The organism is uncultured Hymenobacter sp. (assembly GCF_964242765.1).
Lineage (GTDB): Bacteria > Bacteroidota > Bacteroidia > Cytophagales > Hymenobacteraceae > Hymenobacter.
This window is the reverse complement of the sequence record NZ_CAXTBM010000037.1, coordinates 43,322-61,634: the sequence shown is the minus strand read 5'-3', so window position 1 is coordinate 61,634 and position 18,313 is coordinate 43,322. Positions and strand designations below refer to the sequence as shown.

Here is an 18,313-nt window from a genome sequence, read left to right as displayed (position 1 = left end):
TACTCGCCCACTGAGCTCGGCGCATTCCACACCACTTGCCCCGTAACGGCATCAATCTGGAAAATAGCGGGCGCCCCAGGCACGCCTACGGGGGGACCAGTAAAGGGGACCTGCACGCCAGGAGCAACTGCATTCGGCAACACGTAGTTGGGAACCGACGCTGGCACGGGAGTGCAGTTCACTACGGCGGCGGCGTTGCCAGCTTGTTGGCTGTTCACCAACGCATAAGCCAAAGAATCGCCATCGGCATCATAAGCTGCCGGATTATGCTGGAATACTTGTCCAATCACCGCATTATCGATAGCAGGGCGCCGAAGCACCGGCGAGCGATTCAGCAATAAAGCCGGATCAATGGTAACCGTAGTGGAAATGTAGAACGACTGATTCACAGAGTTCGACATGTTCCTGATTCCCGCATTACGATTCTCCCCAATAAAGCTAACTACGTAGGGCCGGCCGGCCGGACTTGCAGCCCCATACGTGTGCTCGAACTCGTAGGTATAGCGCCGTACATCGGGCTGAAGTAGCACGTTGGTGGTGCGCGCTATGTTCAAATCACAGCTGCCATCGCCGAAGAAGATGGCCGCTGTAGGCTGATCCGGCCCATTGGGTGGGTCTCGGCAGTAGAGAGTTAATCGGAAGAAAATCCGGCGCGGATTGCCTGCCGCAGTGGTATCAACCTTGGATTGAATATCACCGGCTCGGATGTGAGTTGCTTGGGTTGGAAACGCCAAAGTCAGTAACCCCACTAAAAGCAACACCACTGACCCGAAACGAGCCAAACGGAATAGTAACGAACGCAACATAGAAGCGGGTAATGAAGGAGAGAAAGGCCAGAGGCTGAACAAGCAGCGAAACCGTAGGACTAATCTAACAAAAATCAGACCTGTAGGTTGGTAAAAGAATCAACAAACTCGGTTTATCTAACGGAGTAGCGCGCATATTGATTCATGCTAGCTAACGAGTGAACCTCAATGTTTATTTCAATTGTTTCCTAGTAGGTTGCCATGTACCTTTGGCCGCTACAAATGACCTCAACAAACCCCTTTAGCAGCTTCTATGAGTTGGATTAATAACACGGTTTCCAGTAGCATTGGCCGCAAGGTTATTATGTCCGTGACCGGACTTTTTCTTTGCTCATTCCTGGTCGTGCATCTAATTGGCAACCTGCAACTTTTCAAAGGTGACGGAGGCTTGGCTTTCAACACCTATTCGCACTTCATGAGTACCAATCCCTTGATTCGGGTAGCCGAAATCATATTGGTAGCCGGCTTTGGCTTTCACATCTACGAATCTATCGTCCTGACGCGCCGCAACCAAGCGGCCCGGGGCGGCCAAAGCTATGTTGTTGATAATATCGGACAGAACAGCGACTGGAAGTCGCGGAACATGGGCCTGCTAGGCTCCGTGATTCTGGTGTTTCTTATCGTGCACCTCTATAACTTCTACTACCGGTTCCACTACGAGCCGTTACCCTTCGACTCGCAGAACAACAAGAACTTGTATGGTGTGGTAATGAATTCCTTCCAGACATGGTGGTATGTTCTTCTTTATGTACTGGCCCAAATAGCACTCTGCTACCATCTACTTCATGGCTTCGCCAGCGGATTTCAGACGCTAGGTTTAAACCACCGCAAGTACACGCCTGTTATCAAGGTAATCGGCTACGCTTTTTCCATCATTGTTTGTGCTGGATTCGCTGCTATGCCGCTGTACTTCTTCATATTCAAGTCCTAATCTGCCTAGCTGATGTTTCAGGATTCCAAAATTCCCGAAGGCCCTCTCCCCGAAAAATGGGAGAAGCATAAGTTCAACGTTAAGCTGGTTAACCCCGCCAACAAGCGTAAGTACGACATCATTGTAGTAGGTACGGGCTTGGCGGGAGGCGCAGCGGCAGCTTCTCTGGCAGAGCTAGGCTATAACGTAAAGGCCTTCACTTATCATGATTCCCCCCGCCGGGCGCACTCCATTGCCGCGCAGGGTGGTATCAATGCCGCCAAAAACTACCAAAACGACGGCGACTCCGTTTTCCGTCTGTTTTATGATACTATCAAAGGGGGTGACTACCGTGCCCGCGAAGCCAACGTGTACCGTTTGGCTCAGGTATCAGTCAACATCATCGACCAGTGCGTAGCCCAAGGAGTACCTTTCGCCCGCGAATATGGGGGGCTATTGGCTAACCGCTCGTTCGGTGGAGCCCAGGTCAGCCGCACGTTCTACGCCCGCGGCCAAACCGGACAGCAATTGCTGCTAGGCGCCTACTCGGCTCTATCGCGCCAGATTGCCTACGGCAAAGTGAAAATGTACACCCGCTCCGAAATGCTGGACTTGGTGGTAGTGGATGGGCATGCGCGCGGCATTATTACGCGCAACCTGATTACGGGCGAAATCGAGCAGCACGCCGCACACGCCGTAGTACTGGCCACCGGTGGTTATGGCAACGTATTTTACTTGAGCACCAACGCCAAGTACTGCAATGCTACTGCTGCTTGGCGGGCTCACAAAAAAGGCGCCTATTTCGCCAACCCTTGCTTCACGCAAATTCACCCTACCTGTATCCCTGTCTCGGGCGACTATCAGTCCAAGTTGACGCTGATGTCGGAATCGTTGCGCAACGATGGCCGGGTATGGGTGCCGAAGACAGTGGAAATGGCGCAACGCTTGCAGAAGGGCCAAATAACGGTAAATGATATTCCGGAAGAAGAGCGGGACTATTTCTTGGAGCGTAAGTATCCGGCTTTCGGTAACCTGGTGCCTCGCGACGTAGCTTCGCGTAATGCCAAGCAGATGTGCGACGAAGGCCGGGGCGTAGGCTCGTCGGGCCTGGCCGTATACCTGGACTTCGCTGATATCATCAAGCGTACGGGTGCCGATTCCGTGAGTCAGAAGTACGGCAACCTCTTTGCCATGTACGAAAAAATCACTGGCGAAGACCCATACAAGCAGCCTATGCGCATTTACCCAGCGGTGCATTACACCATGGGCGGCCTCTGGGTTGACTACAACCTGCAAACCACTATCCCCGGCCTTTATGCTACGGGCGAGTGCAACTTCTCCGACCACGGAGCTAACCGTCTCGGGGCTTCGGCCTTGATGCAGGGCCTTGCGGACGGCTACTTTGTAATCCCGTATACTATCGGCGACCAGTTGGCGCAAACCCCTCCTACCCCCGTAACCACGCAACATCCGGCATTTGCTGAGGCTGAGGCGCAGGTGCGTGCTCGCGTAGACAAGTTGTTGAGCATCAACGGAACGCGTAGCCCAGGTGAATTCCATAAAGCTCTGGGCCACATTATGTGGGAGTATTGTGGCATGGCTCGTAGTGCTAAGGGTTTGCAACACGCTAAGCAAGAAATCCAGAAACTGCGCCGCGAGTTCTGGACTGACTTGAAGCTCACTGGTACAGATCAGGAAATGAACCAGATGCTGGAAAGCGCTGGCCGCGTGGCTGACTTCCTTGAGCTAGGAGAACTGATGGTAGACGACGCCTTGCACCGCAATGAAAGCTGTGGTGGTCACTTCCGGGAAGAATATCAGACGCCCGAAGGTGAGGCACTCCGCGACGACGAGAACTTTGCTTACGTAGCGGCTTGGCAGTACGCAGGCGACAACAAGCCTGAAATCCTGAACAAGGAAGAACTGTCGTTCGAAAACGTGAAGCTCACGCAGCGGAGCTATAAGTAGCGGACTTCATAGATAGCTAAGGCTTTGAGAAATTTAGATATAGTTTCAAAAGCCTTAGCTACTCGTCTGCACTTAATTGCTACCTCACTTGTTTAAACATAAACATCGCGGGATCAGGGCCCAGGGCTAATGATATGCCAGGCAAGACCCTTCGTTCCCTAGACTCTAAGACCCCTCCCTATACTAATGGCCGGAAGTAACCCCAACGCCAAACCAATGAATCTTACGCTGAAAGTGTGGCGGCAGAAAAACCGCAACACGAACGGCAGAATTGTGGATTATCAAGTTCGCGACATTTCCCCCGAAATGTCGTTTCTAGAAATGCTTGATGTTTTGAACGAGGATTTGCTGCGCAAAGGCGAAGAGCCTGTAGCGTTCGACCACGACTGCCGCGAAGGCATTTGTGGCTCATGCAACCTCTTCATCAATGGTCGAGCTCATGGACCTGAGGCGGGCACAACCACTTGTCAACTGCACATGCGCAAGTTCAGTGACGGTGATACCATCACTATCGAGCCTTGGCGGTCGAAATCGTTTCCTATCAACAAAGACCTTAGTGTAGACCGCTCTGCTTTTGACCGCATCATTCAGGCGGGTGGCTATGTAAGCGTTAACACCGGCGGTGCTCCTGATGGCAACGAGATTCCGATTCCTAAGGAAATTGCTGACCGGGCCTTCGAGGCCGCTACTTGCATTGCGTGCGGTGCCTGCGTAGCTTCTTGCAAGAACTCTTCGGCTATGCTCTTTGTAAGCGCCAAAGTTAGCCAGCTAGCCTTGTTGCCGCAAGGACACGTAGAGCGCAAAACTCGCGTGGAAAACATGGTAGCCCAGATGGACAAGGAAGGATTTGGTGCTTGTAGCAACATTGGCTCTTGCGCTGCAGAATGCCCCGTTGGCATTTCGCTGGAGAATATTGCCATTTTGAACCGCGAATTCCTGTCAGCTAAAGCTACATCCAACAATCTAGCGTAGGCAATGCTGATTGTTTATGCACAAGCTTCTGAAAAAGCGAAACGGCCTGCCGTTTCGCTTTTTTGTTTGTCTTGCTTCTAGCTAACTCACCCGTTAGCTTGTTTCACTGTCCGGGTTGTGAACTGCGTTTCTCAACCGTTCATCATTCACTTCGATTTCATGATAACAGTTATTGTTGGTACCAACCGGGTTAATTCGCGGGCGCGTCGCATTGCCGACTTATACATAAGCTTGTTGCGCAGCCAGGACGCCGAATGTCAGTTACTGGACTTGGCTCTGCTACCCGCTGATGTAAGCGTTTCCGCCCTCTACGGCAACTCAGGCAACCATAATGGCTTCAACGAATTAGCAGCTTTGGCTAGTAGCGCCGATAAGCTGGTGCTGGTAGTACCCGAGTACAATTGCTCTTACCCAGGGGTGCTCAAAACGTTCATTGACGGCTTGCCCTATCCTGGAGGCATTCGGGGGAAGAAAGCGGCCCTTATTGGGTTATCCTCCGGAGGCCAAGGCGGTTTGCTAGCCCTCAGCCACCTCTCCGACGTGCTCATGTACTTGGGTACGGCTGTGCTGCCTGCGCGCGTGCGGCTCCCTTTTATTGACAAATACTTAAGCGAAGACGGTACACTAGACCATCCTCTCTACCAACAACTGTTGCGGGAGCAAGTAGAGCAGCTATTGGCTTTTTAAGAACTTTCTTGTAGCGGCTTCACTTATCACATAGTGGAGCTTTCCTTGAACCTTTCAGGGATCCAGCGGGCTACAGTTATAATAGGCTAGCATTTCTTCCGTTATCCGTGGCATGCCTCCCGGCTCTCGTACTGCAACGGCAAGTACCATTTAGTGAAGTAATGCAAGGCTTCCGAACCGGAAGGCAAGGCCTTGGCCACGGGGCTAACTGAAGTGAAGTAACGAGGTGATATATTCCTTAGCCAGCTGCGTCTCGCCTCTATATAGGTTTTGCTCAAGGTCACGGTGGCGACCTTATTTGCTGGGATTTATATGAACCCAGTGTGAACGTGACTTACCCAAAAAATCTTGAAGATGAAACTAGTACGATACTCTCTTCTTTGGTTATCCCTTCTTGCCTCGTCCGCAATGTTTACAACTTGCAAAGAGGATACAGACGAACCAGTTCCCAGCGGCAAGACCGGGAAAGTGAGTATGAAATTTGAAAATATAGTTGGTGATAGTCCTCTGGAGTTGAACAGACGAACGCCCTACTTCACCCCTTCCAACGATGACTTCACGGTTTCTGTTTTCCGTTACTACATTTCAAATATCAAGCTAAAACGCGCCGACAACACGGAATTCGTTCAGCCAGAAAGCTACTACCTGCTTGATCAGGAGCGCGACGCATCCCGTAAGTTCACCATCCCCGATGTGCCCGTTGGCGACTACACCAGTATAACTTTCACTGTTGGTGTAGACAAAGAACGCAACGAAGGGGGTGCCCAAACGGGAGCCTTGGCTATCAGCGACATGTTCTGGACTTGGGATACCGGCTATATCTTCACCAAGTTGGAAGGTCGCTCCCCCAAGTCGCCAAACGGGGTCTTGGTGTTCCACATTGGTGGTTCCGCAAACATTAGGGAAGTAACGCCAGCTTTAAACAACAGAGTTATTCAAGTACGGGAGTCGCGAACCCCGGAAGTACAAATAAGGGCCGATGTACTAAGAATGTTCACTGGTCCAGCCGCTACTGTACGCTTCGCCAACACCTATAACGTAATGGGTGGCTCTGATGCGGGGAACGTAGCCGACAACCAAAAAGCTGGTATGTTCTCAGTCGATAGTGTCAATGTAATTGACTAGCCTGCTGAGGTTATACCCGTGAAATCCTCTTCGCTCATAGCTCTCTGGTTTTTTGTAAGCACGGCAGGACTGGTAACAACGAGTTGCCAACCAGATGCAGATGTATTGCCGACCAAAGAAGTGCCGGGCACTCAACTGCCTAACAACTTTCCTGCGCCGGTGTATGGCTTAGAAAAAAATCCACCAATGCAGGCGGCTTTCGAGCTAGGTCGTGCCTTGTTCTATGATCCTCAGCTCTCGCGCACCGGCACGGTGTCGTGTGGTAGCTGTCATCAACAAGCATCGGCTTTCGCTAATGCCGGGCACCGGATGAGTGAAGGGATTGACAGCCGATTGGGAACTCGCAATGTTCCGGCACTACAAAACCTACGCTGGAAGTTGAACTTCTTTTGGGACGGAGGGCCTAAGAACATCGAAACAATGCCCCTGGCTCCCATCACCAACCCCTTGGAGATGGATGAAACGCTGGATAACGTACTCCGCAAGCTCAACGCCAATGCCAACTACCAGCGCCGCTTCGCCCAGGTTTTCGGCGGTAGTAGCCCCATCGACTCCTACCAGTTTCTGCGGGCATTGGCGCAATTCACAGCTGCTCTCACCTCCAGCAACTCCCGCTACGACCATTACGCCCGCCACGAAGCGGGCGGCGTGCTCACCGGTGCCGAGTTACGCGGCCTAGCCGTATTACGCCAGAAATGCACTAACTGCCACGCTGGCGACCTATTCACCGACGAATCGTTCCGCAACAACGGGCTGGATCGGCACTTTCCGCTGGATTCCGGGCGGGCTCACATCACCCGAAGCCGCCTCGACGCCGGGCGCTTCAAGGTGCCCAGCCTCCGCAACGTGGCCCTGACCGCCCCTTATATGCATGATGGCCGCTTCAACACGCTAACCGAAGTACTCGACCATTACGACCACGGCATGGTAGAATCCGCTACGCTTGACCCGCAACTGCGGCGGTCTGGCCCGGGCCCGGGTATCTCCCTTTCCGCTGAAGAACGCCAAAACCTACTGGCCTTTTTAGCTACCCTCACTGACGAGCAGTTTACAAATAATTCGCAGCTAGCAGAATAACAGAGTAGTTCCCTTACACGATAGAAACGCCAAGCTTCTATTACTGTTCGAGTTTCAAATAACCAAACTGTTCTAGCGTTACGGCAAGTGCCTGTGGTTGCACTGCAAATCACTATCTTTCACAGGCTTGTCTCTACTTTCTCATGTATTTGCACTCTACTTATCGACCTCTTAGGCTACTACTAGCAGGAGTATTGCTCCTGGTTGCCAGTTGTGATAAGAAAGACCCCGAGTTGCCGGCACCACCCGTTACGCCAGCCACACCTTATAATTTGACGTTACCCGCACAGCTACCACAAGGCGTTGTGCTGCCCGCGGACAATACTCTAACGGTTGAAGGCGTGGACTTGGGCCGCAAGCTGTTTTATGAAGTTCGTCTCTCGCGCGACAACTCCATGTCGTGCGGCAGTTGCCACCAGCAAAGCAAAGCGTTTACCGACGGTCGCACACGCGCAGTTGGCGTCGACGGGGTAGCGCATCAACGCAACACGATGTCGTTGGTGAATTTGCTTTGGGAGCCCAACTTAAATTGGGATGGTTCGGTCAACACCTTCGAAAAGCAGGCCCGTATCCCGATTGAAAACCCGATTGAGCTACATCAAAGTTTAGTTGACGGCGTACGTAAGTTGCAGCAAACCACCTTGTACCCGCCACTGTTTGCTGGTGCGTTCGGTTCGGCCGCTATTACCGAAGAAAACGTGCTAAAAGCGTTGGCGCAGTTCGAACGGACGCTGATTTCTTCGAATTCTCGCTATGAAAAGTCGTTGCTGCCGGGGGGAGTCCGGCTGACAGCCGACGAGCGCGCCGGCCGGGTTCTTTTTTTCAATCATCCGGGCGAGGGCGGCAATATACTAGCCCGCGGTGGCTCCTGCGACCATTGCCACAACGGCAATAATTTCCTCTTTACGTCCACCAACTTCACCGCTCCCGGTGGCCTGACGCAGTACTTCAACAACGGCCTGACCTCTTCCACCGACCTGGGCCGCTTTGGCGTAACCGGCCTCGCCGCCGACCAGGGCAAGTTTCGCGTGCCCACGCTCCGCAACATTGCGCTGACGGCCCCCTACATGCACGATGGCCGTTTTCAAACCCTAGAGGAAGTAGTGGATCACTACAACGAACACATCAACACCACTACTGTCGAACCTATCCTGCTCCTCTCCAATACACCAGGCGGCACCAAACTCAACCTCACGGCTACCGAGAAACGGCAGCTCGTCGCATTCCTGCGAACCCTCACCGATTCAACTTTTATTCAGGACCCACGGTTTTCCAATCCGTTTTGACCATAGGTTATAGGTGGCCAAATCTCGGATCCTTGAAAATTTGGTTACAAATAATCTAATCAATCGGCAGCGCTTACACTCAGCCCAAGTTTCATGAAGCACTCACTTGTTCTGCTGTTCTTGGTTTGTGCTTCAGCCTTGTGGGCTTCGTGCTCTTCTATATCTTCCACTCGTCAACTCAGCCCCGACCGAGAACCGGACTTGCCCCAACGCTTACCAGCCTCAGATTCGGCAGGAAAACCGACAGATTCTTTAAGACAGCATTGAGGCGTGCTTCCTTGTCTTCCACAAAACAAAAAGGCCACTGAGATTTGTCAGTGGCCTTTTTCAATCATGAACTCAACAACTAATCCACGTTGTCGTGTAGGAAGCGGTTGTCGCCTAGCAACTCATTGTCATCGGAGAGGTTGAAGCGGCTAATATTACGCTCAGAAGAAGGCGTCACGTTTTCGAGCTTCACTTGACGGCGCAGATAAGCAGGCGTTTCCAGTTGGTCTTTGATAGCTTCATTGGAAAGGCCATTGCTTAATTCCTGCAAGCGCCGACGACGCTCTTCGGCCCGTGCATCAAGCGCCGGACGACCCGGCAACGGTGGCGCGGGCTGTGGGGCCTGATACACTACTGGATCCGGCGCGGGCGAGGAAGGTGCTGCTACAGGCGGTACAGGCGCGTTGTAGGGCGACGTCTCAAGGTCGAACTTCACGGGTTGCGGCTCAGGAGCAGGGGGCGGCGCGGGCGCGCTCGTGAAGGACGGAACTACGGGAGCATTAGATACTGCCTCCTGCCGATCCTTATCAAAAAGATTGATCTGAGGATCGGGCTCCGGCGCTTCAGGCTCGGGTGTACGATTATTAGAAGGAGTCACCGTGATGGTGTGCGCCTCGCGGGCAAACCCGGTGGCAATTACCGTCACGCGGATGCTCTGGCCCAGCGAAGAGTCGATACCGTGCCCGAAAATAACCTCGGCGTTCTGACCTGCTTTGTCTTGGATGCACTCCGTAATTTCCGTCAGCTCGTCCATCTCTAGTTCCGCCTGATCGCCGGACATGATGCTGAGCAGGATACGCTGCGCCCCGTGAATATCGGTATTGTTGAGCAGCGGCGAGGCCAAAGCTTCTTCAGCAGCACGGCGGGCGCGGTTTTCGCCGTCCGTGATGCTGCTACCCATAACAGCAGCGCCGCTGTCTTTCATGACGGTTTTTACGTCTTCGAAGTCCACGTTCACATCGGCCGTCACCGTAATGATTTCGGCAATAGACTTGGCGGCGGTGCTCAGCACGTTATCGGCTTTTGCGAAGGCTGAGCGGATAGGCAAGTTGCCGTAAATCTCGCGGAGCTTATCGTTGAGAATCACCAGCACGGTGTCGCAGTTCTCGCTCAGCTCTTTGATTCCCAATTCCGCTTGTTGGCGTTTCTTTTTGCCTTCAAACATGAACGGCGCCGTTACGATGCCTACGGTCAGAATGCCTAGCTCCTTGGCTACTTTAGCAATAACGGGAGCTGCTCCGGTTCCGGTGCCACCGCCCATACCCGCCGTGATGAACACCATCTTGGTGCCATTGCTGAGTAGTTCGCGGATTTGTTCCCGGCTTTCAATAGCGGCTTGCTTGCCGCGTTCCGGGTTGGCGCCAGCCCCAAGGCCTTCTGTCAGGTCCATCCCGATTTGCAGCCGGTTGGGCACCGTCGAAGAGGCTAAGGCCTGCTTGTCGGTGTTGCAAATGACGAATTCTACGTCTTTTATGCCCTGGCCAAACATGTGGTTGACGGCGTTGGAGCCGCCCCCACCCACGCCAATCACCTTAATGATGGACTTGGATTGCGCCGGGATGTCGAATTTATAATTCATGAGGTGAGTGGCTAAATGGTTGTGTGGTTAAATTGTTGGTCGTTCAACGACAACCATTTAGCAATTCAACCATTTAACAGATTAGTACTTGGTATCGTCGAAGTCGTCAATTAGCAGTCCTTTGGTACGGCTGATAATGTCCTGGAAGAACTTACCAGCGCCAGATGGCTTCTTCGGCTCTTTTAGTTCCGCAGGTTTTTGCGCTACGGGTTTAGCAGCGGGAGTAGGCGCTGGCGCCGGAGTAGGCGCTGGTGCTTGGTAATACGAAGCTGGCTGCGGAATGTGTTGCTGTTGCTGTTCCTGCTCGTAATTATTGCGGTTCAAACGCTCATCAAGCGAACGGTAACCAGCAAGTACAAGACCCACGGTAGTAGCAAACATCGGAGACTTCACTGCCTCAATCTTGCTCTTACCAAGGTGTTCGTTAGGATAGCCAATACGTGTATCGAGGCCCGTTACATACTCAGTGAGTTGCACCAGGTTTTGCAGTTGCGAGCCGCCACCCGTCAGCACAATGCCAGCAGCCAGCTTATCGGCGTGGCCGGTACGCTGAATTTCGGCATACACCAACTCGATAATTTCCTCCATCCGTGCCTCAATGATGTAGGCTAGGTTCTTGAGGGAAATTTCTTTGGGCGCCCGGTCACGCAGACCGGGGATGCTTACGATTTCATAGTCGGAAGCTTCCTCAGCAATGGCTTTACCAAACTTCACCTTCAACTGCTCGGCCTGGTTTTGCATTACCTGGCAGCCTAGCTTGATGTCGGAGGTTACGATGTTGCCACCGAAAGGCAGTACGGCCGCATGGCGAATGATGCCATCTTTGAAAATGGCCAAGTCAGTGGTACCACCCCCAATATCAATCAGGGCTACACCAGCTTCTTTCTCTTCATCCGACAGTACGGACATAGAAGAAGACAGTGGTTCCAGAATCAGGTTGTCGATTTCTAGACCGGCCTTGGTAACGCACTTGTTAATGTTGTTGATGGCTGTGCTCTGAGCCGTGATGATGTGGAAGTTGCCTTCCAAACGCACGCCCGACATACCTACGGGGTCCATGATACCTTCCTCGTAATCCACCTTGTAGTCTTGGGGCATTACATGGATGATCTGAGAACCGGGCGGGGTCACGAGGCGGTACATATCGCCGGTGAGGCGCTCCACGTCTTCCTGCGTGATTTCGCTATCAGCGGAGGCGCGGGTGATGCTGCCATTATGTTGCAGGCTCTTGATATGCTGGCCGGCAATACCCACGTTCACCACGCCAATGTTGATGCCTGACATTTCTTCGGCCTGCCGAATAGCACGCCGAATAGCATCCACCGTCTTGTCGATGTTGGACACGATACCGCGTACCACGCCTTCCGACACGGCTTTACCCATACCTAATATTTCGAGTTTGCCGAACTCGTTTTTGCGGCCTACAAGGGCACAGATCTTCGTGGTTCCAATGTCGAGGCCGACTACAATCTTGTCGTGTTGCATGGGGATGGGTCGGGTAAAGCTGGCGGGGAAATAGCAGTTGGATGCGGTGTGACTTGGCAAAAATAGCCTTTTTCAGGCCTTAGGAGCAGAAAAAACTACTCGCAAATGATTTGATCTTTGAACTCTACGTTGACGCGGTGGTACGTATCCCAGCCAAGCGCCGGCGGAATTTGACGGTAAAATACCATCAGTTTCGCGAATTTCTCCGAAATATTCTCGGGAAAGCCAAATTCTACTCGTTGGTCGCCCACTTGCTGCGTGAAGGAAACCTTGCCATTGGTGGCAATGAATACTTCAGCTATCTGAGCGCGCCAGAAGGGTTTTTCATCAATATAGCGCAATAATTCGAGGTAACGTTGGCCGGTGGAATCTTGAAAAAAGGAAGCAGCTAACGGAGCGCCGTTTTGCCGGGACACTGGCACCACCCGCGCCGTAAATAACGTCGAGAGCGGCAGCTTGTGGCCATCAGCGTCGAGGTAGGAATCAAGACGCGTATTCGGGTGAACGAGGCGCGCAATAGGGCGGTTTTGGCGCACATCAGCGTGTATGTTACCCGACAAGTCGCGATACACTTGAGCGTCCTTTACAAAAGAATGCGCTTTTAGGCGAGCTTCTAGTGCCGGTAAATCCAATTCGTCGGGCGTACTGCCTTCAATGCGCTCCTCTCCCCCACGCGTGAGCAGGCTGGTTACTTCTCGCTCGCTGATGAAGAAGTTATTGAACTCGTTGCTAATCGTGACGATAACTTGGCCAACGGGCCGGTTGGCTTGCCGTATCCCGGCAAACACCGCCAGCCCACCCAATAACATCAGGCAAGTAGTTGCGAATAAGACATTTTGAACTTTACGCTTGAGCTTCATTCCAGCGAATATGTAAAATATTCCTTAAATCAGGAACCAACTTATCAATATCTCCCGCCCCGACAGTTGCGAGTACGTCGAAATTAGAATCAGCACCGGCATTTGCCAAAATATTGTCCACGGTTTGCAACGACTTTTGAGGGGCCGTTATTTGGGACAAAATCAATTCCGAGGTCACCCCTTCCAGGGGCAACTCCCGAGCCGGGTAGATATCCATCAGCACCACCTCATCGGCCAAACTTAAGCTCTCGGCAAAGCCAGGAGCGAAGTCACGGGTGCGGGTGAACAGATGGGGCTGGAATACAACCCGCAGCTGCCGCCCCGGATACAGCGCCCGCAGAGAACGTAGAAAAGCTTCGATTTCGCGTGGGTGGTGGGCATAATCATCTACATATACTTTCGGCTTCTCGGGTGAACCCGCCGTCACGATGAACTCGAACCGGCGCTTTACGCCTTTATAAGCCGCTACAGCGGCTTGCAACTGCTCAGGGTTTACGCCTTCAAGTTGCGCCACGCAAGCAGCAGCCAGCATATTTTCTACGTTGTGGTAGCCAGGTACTGCTAGCTCCAGTCCTTCTACTGTTCCCTGAAGTCCGTGCAGGGCAAAACGAAATTGGTGCCCATGCGCCGTGATATCCGTGGCGTACAACTCGGGGCCTTGCTCAAGGGTGAGTCCGTAGCGGATTACCTGCACGCCAGCCGGCACCGCTGCCGCCACGCTGGCATCGGCGGTGTGGTTGATGATGAGCGTGCCACCGGGCTGAATCTGGCCCACGAACTGCCGAAACGACTCCACCAGCGCATCTTTGTTGCCGTAGATGTCGAGGTGGTCGGCGTCGGTGCTGGTTACAATGGCAATGCTGGGGTGCAGCGTCAGGAAGCTTCGGTCGTATTCGTCGGCCTCCACCACAATGGGCACCTCCGAATTGTTTGCCGGTGGCAGCAACACGTTCGAACCGAGGTTTACGGAGATGCCGCCGAGGAAGGCCGCGCACGGTACGCCGGCGTGGTGAAGCAAGTGCGCCACCATGCTGCTCGTAGTGGTTTTACCGTGGGTACCCGCTACGGCAATGGTGCGGTGCCCCTGCGTGAGTACGCCAAGCACTTGGCTGCGCTTACGGATATCGTAGCCATTTTTACGTAACCAAGCCCACTCTTGATGGTCTTTGGGAATGGCGGGCGTGAGTACGACGAGCGTTTGCGCTTTGTTCTCGCGCACTACCGCCGGAATGCTTGTAACGGCATCGTCGTAGTGCACCGCAATGCCTTCCGCTGCCAGCGCCTCGGTCAGCGGCGTGCTGGTTTTGTCGTAGCCCGCTACGGTGTGCCCATTGGCTTGAAACCAGCGCGCCAGCGCGGACATGCCAATGCCCCCAATACCGAGGAAGTAGACGTAAGGATATGCAGCGACGGAACTCAAAACGACAATGAATCTAGAATTAGGAAGTAGGAATCTGAGCTTTGCCAACTAGCCTCAACAGCTCATCGACGATGGTAGTGGTAGCCGCAGGACGGGCCAGCTGGCGTACCTGAGTTGCTAGTTGCTGTTGCTGCGCAGGGTTTTGCAAGAGCGCCAGCGCTGTATCGTAGAGTTTGGTGGGAGCTTCCGCATCCGATACCAGAAGGGCGGCATCCTTGCGCACCAGCGCCATGGCGTTTTTGGTTTGATGGTCTTCCGCCACATTGGGCGAAGGCACCAGAATGCTCGGCTTACCCGTAAGGCACAGTTCCGAAACAGATAGCGCCCCGGCCCGGCTGACCACCACATCGGCGGCGGCGTAAGCCAAATCCATGCGTTGCACGAACTCCAGCGCCTTCAGGTTATCAGCGGCGAAGGGAGCGGCTTGCTGTGCGGCTTCCGGGTAATACAGCTTGCCTGTTTGCCACAGCAGTTGCACCCCGGCCGCTTTTAGGCGCAGTAACGCGGTAGCGGTAGCTTGATTGAGGGTGCGGGCTCCGAGGCTCCCTCCTATTACGAGCAGCACAGGTTGGTCTGGTGCGAGGCCGAAAAACTGCCGCGCTTCCAAACGGTTGCCGCTAGCTATTTCGGTACGGACGGGATTGCCAGTGAGAACCAGCTTTTCCTGCGGAAAGAACTTTTCCATACCCTCGTACGCCACACAGATTTTGTTGACGCGGCGGCTCAGCAGCTTGTTCACCAAGCCAGCATAGGAATTCTGCTCTTGGATAAGGCTAGGTATGCTGCGCGAGGTGGCAGCCAGCAGCACCGGCGCCGAAGCATAGCCTCCTACCCCTACCACCACATCGGGCCGGAACTGCTCGATTAGCTTACCAGCCTTGCGGACGGCCCGCATTACCCGAATAGGAAATATCAGGTTCTGGGGGGTGAGTCGGCGCTGCAAGCCGGCAATGTCCAAGCCCACGATTTCGTAGCCAGCTTCGGGTACGCGCGTCATTTCCATGCGGCCGTTAGCGCCCACGAATAGGATTTCGGCATCTGGCTGACGACGGCGTAGCTCATTGGCAATAGCTACTGCCGGGAAGATATGCCCGCCCGTGCCGCCACCGCTGATGATGACGCGTAATGATTCTGAGGCAGTATGGGGCTTCTTAGTGGGCATTTCTTGATTCTCGCAGGATGGCGCAGCGTGTAATGAGTGGATTTCGAAGAACTAGTCAGGCTAAGCGTAAGACGACACTTTCGGTATCCGAGCCGTGTCGGCAGGCTCGCCAACCATGGGGCGAATTTCCCGCTCGCCGCGGCTAACGGCCAAGATGATACCGATGCTGATACCCGTGAAAATGAGTGAGGTACCACCCATACTTAGTAGTGGCAGCGGCAAACCCGTAATGGGGCCTAATCCTACGGCCACGCCCATATTCACCATGGCCTGCAACACTAAACTGAAGGTGAGGCCGGCCGAAAGCAAACCGCCAAAGGCCCCGTAGCTGTTTACTACGGTCAGCAGCCCTCGATAGAGAAAGGCTAAGTACAAAAAGACCACAAAGGCGCCGCCAACCATGCCGTATTCTTCAATGATAACGGCAAAAATGAAGTCGGAATACGGGTGCGGCAGGATGTTACGCTCGGTGCTGTTGCCGGGGCCTTTGCCCGTTACGCCGCCCGTGGCAATGGCAATGTAGCTGTGCTCCAACTGAAACGGCACCGGCTTGCTTTTGTCGGTGAAGCTCTCAATACGGCTTAATACCGTCTTGTAGCGCTGGCCAGAAGAAAGACCGACGCCGCCTACTACCACCCCAATGGCAACCATCACGGCCATCTGCTTGAGGGGCACTCGCCCAATAAACATTAACAGCAAGCAAGTAACAAACAACAACAGCGCCGTAGAAGCGTTGCTTAGGATGATGATACCGCAAATCAAGCCTACCCACAGCATTACAGGGAGCAGCGTGGTTTTGAAATCCTGCACTTGCTGCTGACGGCGGCTGAGCATGGAAGCTAGGTGCGCAATCAGGGCCAGCTTGGCTAAGTCAGAAGGCTGGAAGGTTTGGTTGATAACTGGAATCGTAAGCCAGCGCGAAGCATCATTGAGCGTGGTGCCACCCATGAAATAGGTGAACAGCAGCAACGGCACGGACAGCAGCAGCGCGTACAACGACAGCCGCGAATAGTAGCGGTAGTCGATGCGGTGTGCTAGCCACATAAAGGCTAGCCCCACGAAGATCAGGCCGGTGTGCTTGAGCAGGAAGTATTCGGTATTGCCAGCGCGCTGCTTATAGGCCAGCGTACCGGTGGCGGAATACACCACGGCAATGCTGATGAGCGAGAATAAAATCACGATGCCCCACAGTACTGGGTCACCTTTCAAGTTCTGCCGCAGCCAGTTTTTGACGATGTCCATATAAGGAGTTGGTGAAAGGGTGATTCAGTGATTGATATTGAGCAGGTGGACGGAGTTAAGACAAAGTCTACTGTCTTTGCAACTCCCCTACTGCCGCAGCAAATTGACGGCCTCGGTCCTCGTAGTTTTTAAACAAGTCGAAGGAGGCGCAGGCAGGCGAAAGCAAGACCACGTCGCCGGGCTGCGCTAGCTCGGCAGCGCGCTGCACAGCGGTTGTCACGCTTTGGGTTTCTTCTAAAGAAGAAACCACGGACTGGAAAACGGTGCGCAATTTTTCATTGTCGACACCTAGGCAGATGAGAGCTTTCACTTTCGACTCCGCCAGCGGCACGAGCGTGGTGTAATCGTTGCCTTTGTCGGTGCCGCCCGCTATCCAGATGATTGGTTGCTGAATGCCGTCGAGGGCATACCAAGCCGCTTCTACGTTGGTGGCTTTGCTGTCGTTTATGAAGCGGACGCCGTTGATTTCGCCGACTTGTTGCAAGCGGTGGTCGGCATTGTGAAACGTGGCCAAGCCAGCTTCGATTTCACCGTTCCCCACACCAGCTATGCGGGCACAGAGCACGGCCGCCATCATGTTCTGGCGGTTGTGTTGCCCGATGAGGGGAGACTTTGCGGTATTGACTTTTTCGGTTTCGCTGAAGTAGCCGGGCTTCAAATCCACGCAGATATTTTCCTCGTCTAGATAAAAGGCTCCTTACTGATAGTCGGGGCGGTGGGGGAGGCTGAAGGGCAGTTGCTGCACCGCGCGAAGAGCCGCCTGGAAGTAGCGCTGGATGTTCTCGTCGTCGGCGTTGTAGATGAAGTAGCCGCTGCTATCCTGGTTGCGCATGATGCGCAGCTTGGATTCGGCGTAGCTAGCCAGCGAGTAGTTATACCGGTCGAGGTGGTCGGGGGTGATGTTGAGCAGCACCGAAACCCAAGGCTGGAAATGGTAAGTATCATCAAGCTGGAAGCTGCTGAGCTCTACCACGTAGTACTCGAACTTATCTTCAATAATTTGCTCCGCGAGGCTATAGCCCACGTTACCGGCCAAGCCTACATTGTAGCCCGCCTCTTTTAGCAGGTGATAAGTCAGCAGCGTGGTGGTGGTTTTGCCGTTGGTGCCGGTGATGCAAATGCACTTGGCCTTAGTGTGGCGGCCCGCAAACTCGATTTCCGAAATAATAGGGGTGCCTTTCTCGCGCAGGGCCTGAATGACGGTCGCCTTTTCCGGGATGCCAGGGCTCTTGATTACTTCCTGCGCCTTCAACACCTCCTCCAGCGTGTGCTGGTTTTCTTCGAAAGCAATACCGGCTTGCGCTAGCTTTTCCTTGTACTGGGGTTGAATTGGGCTCTTATCGGACACGAACACGGAGTGGCCTTTGGCCTGCGCTAACAGCGCTGCCCCTACTCCACTTTCGGCCGCTCCTAATACTACAATGTGCATAGTCGATGTTCGTGTTGAATGCCTCGGCGGGCAGAACC

15 protein-coding genes and 1 pseudogene are annotated in these 18,313 nt (G+C 53.7%); 7 read left to right on the top strand and 9 right to left on the bottom strand.

Translation table 11 applies throughout. The features are described from left to right. Positions 1-806: pseudogene (locus tag ACFE7X_RS15775) on the bottom strand (hypothetical protein); the annotation flags it as partial. Positions 807-1,059: 253 nt separating this feature from the next. Here ACFE7X_RS15775 and ACFE7X_RS15770 point away from each other — a divergent pair. The 7 genes from ACFE7X_RS15770 to ACFE7X_RS15740 all read left to right on the top strand — a co-directional run bounded on the left by ACFE7X_RS15770 (position 1,060) and on the right by ACFE7X_RS15740 (position 8,831). Next, a complete protein-coding gene (locus ACFE7X_RS15770; protein WP_375436643.1) occupies positions 1,060-1,737 on the top strand; it encodes a succinate dehydrogenase cytochrome b subunit in 678 nt (225 codons plus the stop codon). A 12-nt stretch (positions 1,738-1,749) separates the two neighbouring features. Continuing rightward, a complete protein-coding gene (locus ACFE7X_RS15765; protein ID WP_375436642.1) occupies positions 1,750-3,684 on the top strand; it encodes a fumarate reductase/succinate dehydrogenase flavoprotein subunit in 1,935 nt (644 codons plus the stop codon). Positions 3,685-3,900: 216 nt separating this feature from the next. Continuing rightward, the gene (locus tag ACFE7X_RS15760) at positions 3,901-4,656 is read left to right on the top strand and encodes a succinate dehydrogenase/fumarate reductase iron-sulfur subunit (RefSeq protein ID WP_375436641.1); all 756 of its coding nucleotides are present in this window, start codon (positions 3,901-3,903) and stop codon (positions 4,654-4,656) included. A gap of 159 nt (positions 4,657-4,815) precedes the next feature. Next, a complete protein-coding gene (locus ACFE7X_RS15755) occupies positions 4,816-5,343 on the top strand; it encodes an NADPH-dependent FMN reductase (protein WP_375436640.1) in 528 nt (175 codons plus the stop codon). Positions 5,344-5,697: 354 nt separating this feature from the next. Continuing rightward, entirely contained in the window at positions 5,698-6,468 is a 771-nt protein-coding gene (locus tag ACFE7X_RS15750; protein WP_375436639.1) for an MbnP family protein, read from the top strand. A gap of 18 nt (positions 6,469-6,486) precedes the next feature. Continuing rightward, positions 6,487-7,545, top strand: a complete 1,059-nt coding sequence (locus tag ACFE7X_RS15745) for a cytochrome-c peroxidase (protein ID WP_375436638.1) — start codon at positions 6,487-6,489, stop codon at positions 7,543-7,545. 272 nt (positions 7,546-7,817) lie between these two features. Next, positions 7,818-8,831 (top strand): cytochrome-c peroxidase, encoded by a 1,014-nt coding sequence (locus ACFE7X_RS15740; RefSeq protein WP_375436637.1) that lies wholly within the window; start codon positions 7,818-7,820, stop codon positions 8,829-8,831. A 346-nt stretch (positions 8,832-9,177) separates the two neighbouring features. Here the strand turns inward: ACFE7X_RS15740 and ftsZ are convergent, their stop codons facing one another. The 8 genes from ftsZ to ACFE7X_RS15700 all read right to left on the bottom strand — a co-directional run bounded on the left by ftsZ (position 9,178) and on the right by ACFE7X_RS15700 (position 18,275). Next, positions 9,178-10,677, bottom strand: a complete 1,500-nt coding sequence (ftsZ, locus tag ACFE7X_RS15735) for a cell division protein FtsZ (protein WP_375436636.1) — start codon at positions 10,675-10,677, stop codon at positions 9,178-9,180. Between the two features lie 81 nt (positions 10,678-10,758). Beyond that, positions 10,759-12,162, bottom strand: a complete 1,404-nt coding sequence (gene ftsA, locus ACFE7X_RS15730; protein ID WP_375436635.1) for a cell division protein FtsA — start codon at positions 12,160-12,162, stop codon at positions 10,759-10,761. Positions 12,163-12,257: 95 nt separating this feature from the next. Continuing rightward, positions 12,258-12,971 carry a cell division protein FtsQ/DivIB gene (locus tag ACFE7X_RS15725; RefSeq protein WP_375436634.1) on the bottom strand — a complete coding sequence of 238 codons (714 nt, stop codon included), beginning with the start codon at positions 12,969-12,971 and terminating at the stop codon, positions 12,258-12,260. Between the two features lie 34 nt (positions 12,972-13,005). Continuing rightward, on the bottom strand, positions 13,006-14,442 hold the full coding sequence (murC, locus tag ACFE7X_RS15720) for a UDP-N-acetylmuramate--L-alanine ligase (RefSeq protein ID WP_375436633.1): 1,437 nt from the start codon (positions 14,440-14,442) through the stop codon (positions 13,006-13,008). A gap of 19 nt (positions 14,443-14,461) precedes the next feature. Further along, a complete protein-coding gene (gene murG / locus ACFE7X_RS15715) occupies positions 14,462-15,604 on the bottom strand; it encodes an undecaprenyldiphospho-muramoylpentapeptide beta-N-acetylglucosaminyltransferase (RefSeq protein WP_375436632.1) in 1,143 nt (380 codons plus the stop codon). A 60-nt stretch (positions 15,605-15,664) separates the two neighbouring features. After that, on the bottom strand, positions 15,665-16,846 hold the full coding sequence (locus ACFE7X_RS15710) for an FtsW/RodA/SpoVE family cell cycle protein (protein ID WP_375436631.1): 1,182 nt from the start codon (positions 16,844-16,846) through the stop codon (positions 15,665-15,667). Positions 16,847-16,913: 67 nt separating this feature from the next. Then, entirely contained in the window at positions 16,914-17,504 is a 591-nt protein-coding gene (murD, locus tag ACFE7X_RS15705; protein WP_375436630.1) for a Mur ligase family protein, read from the bottom strand. A 39-nt stretch (positions 17,505-17,543) separates the two neighbouring features. Further along, complete coding sequence (locus tag ACFE7X_RS15700) at positions 17,544-18,275, bottom strand: Mur ligase family protein (RefSeq protein ID WP_375436629.1); 732 nt, start codon at positions 18,273-18,275, stop codon at positions 17,544-17,546. Positions 18,276-18,313: the final 38 nt, after the last annotated feature.

Coding starts and splice junctions, on each gene's coding strand:
- ACFE7X_RS15710 (WP_375436631.1), bottom strand. CDS start 16,846: ATGGACATCGTCAAAAACTGGCTGCGGCAGAACTTGAAAGGTGACCCA.
- ACFE7X_RS15755 (WP_375436640.1), top strand. CDS start 4,816: ATGATAACAGTTATTGTTGGTACCAACCGGGTTAATTCGCGGGCGCGT.
- ACFE7X_RS15770 (WP_375436643.1), top strand. CDS start 1,060: ATGAGTTGGATTAATAACACGGTTTCCAGTAGCATTGGCCGCAAGGTT.
- ftsA (WP_375436635.1), bottom strand. CDS start 12,162: ATGCAACACGACAAGATTGTAGTCGGCCTCGACATTGGAACCACGAAG.
- ftsZ (WP_375436636.1), bottom strand. CDS start 10,677: ATGAATTATAAATTCGACATCCCGGCGCAATCCAAGTCCATCATTAAG.
- murG (WP_375436632.1), bottom strand. CDS start 15,604: ATGCCCACTAAGAAGCCCCATACTGCCTCAGAATCATTACGCGTCATC.
- ACFE7X_RS15750 (WP_375436639.1), top strand. CDS start 5,698: ATGAAACTAGTACGATACTCTCTTCTTTGGTTATCCCTTCTTGCCTCG.
- ACFE7X_RS15700 (WP_375436629.1), bottom strand. CDS start 18,275: ATGCACATTGTAGTATTAGGAGCGGCCGAAAGTGGAGTAGGGGCAGCG.
- ACFE7X_RS15760 (WP_375436641.1), top strand. CDS start 3,901: ATGAATCTTACGCTGAAAGTGTGGCGGCAGAAAAACCGCAACACGAAC.
- ACFE7X_RS15765 (WP_375436642.1), top strand. CDS start 1,750: ATGTTTCAGGATTCCAAAATTCCCGAAGGCCCTCTCCCCGAAAAATGG.
- ACFE7X_RS15725 (WP_375436634.1), bottom strand. CDS start 12,971: ATGTTATTGGGTGGGCTGGCGGTGTTTGCCGGGATACGGCAAGCCAAC.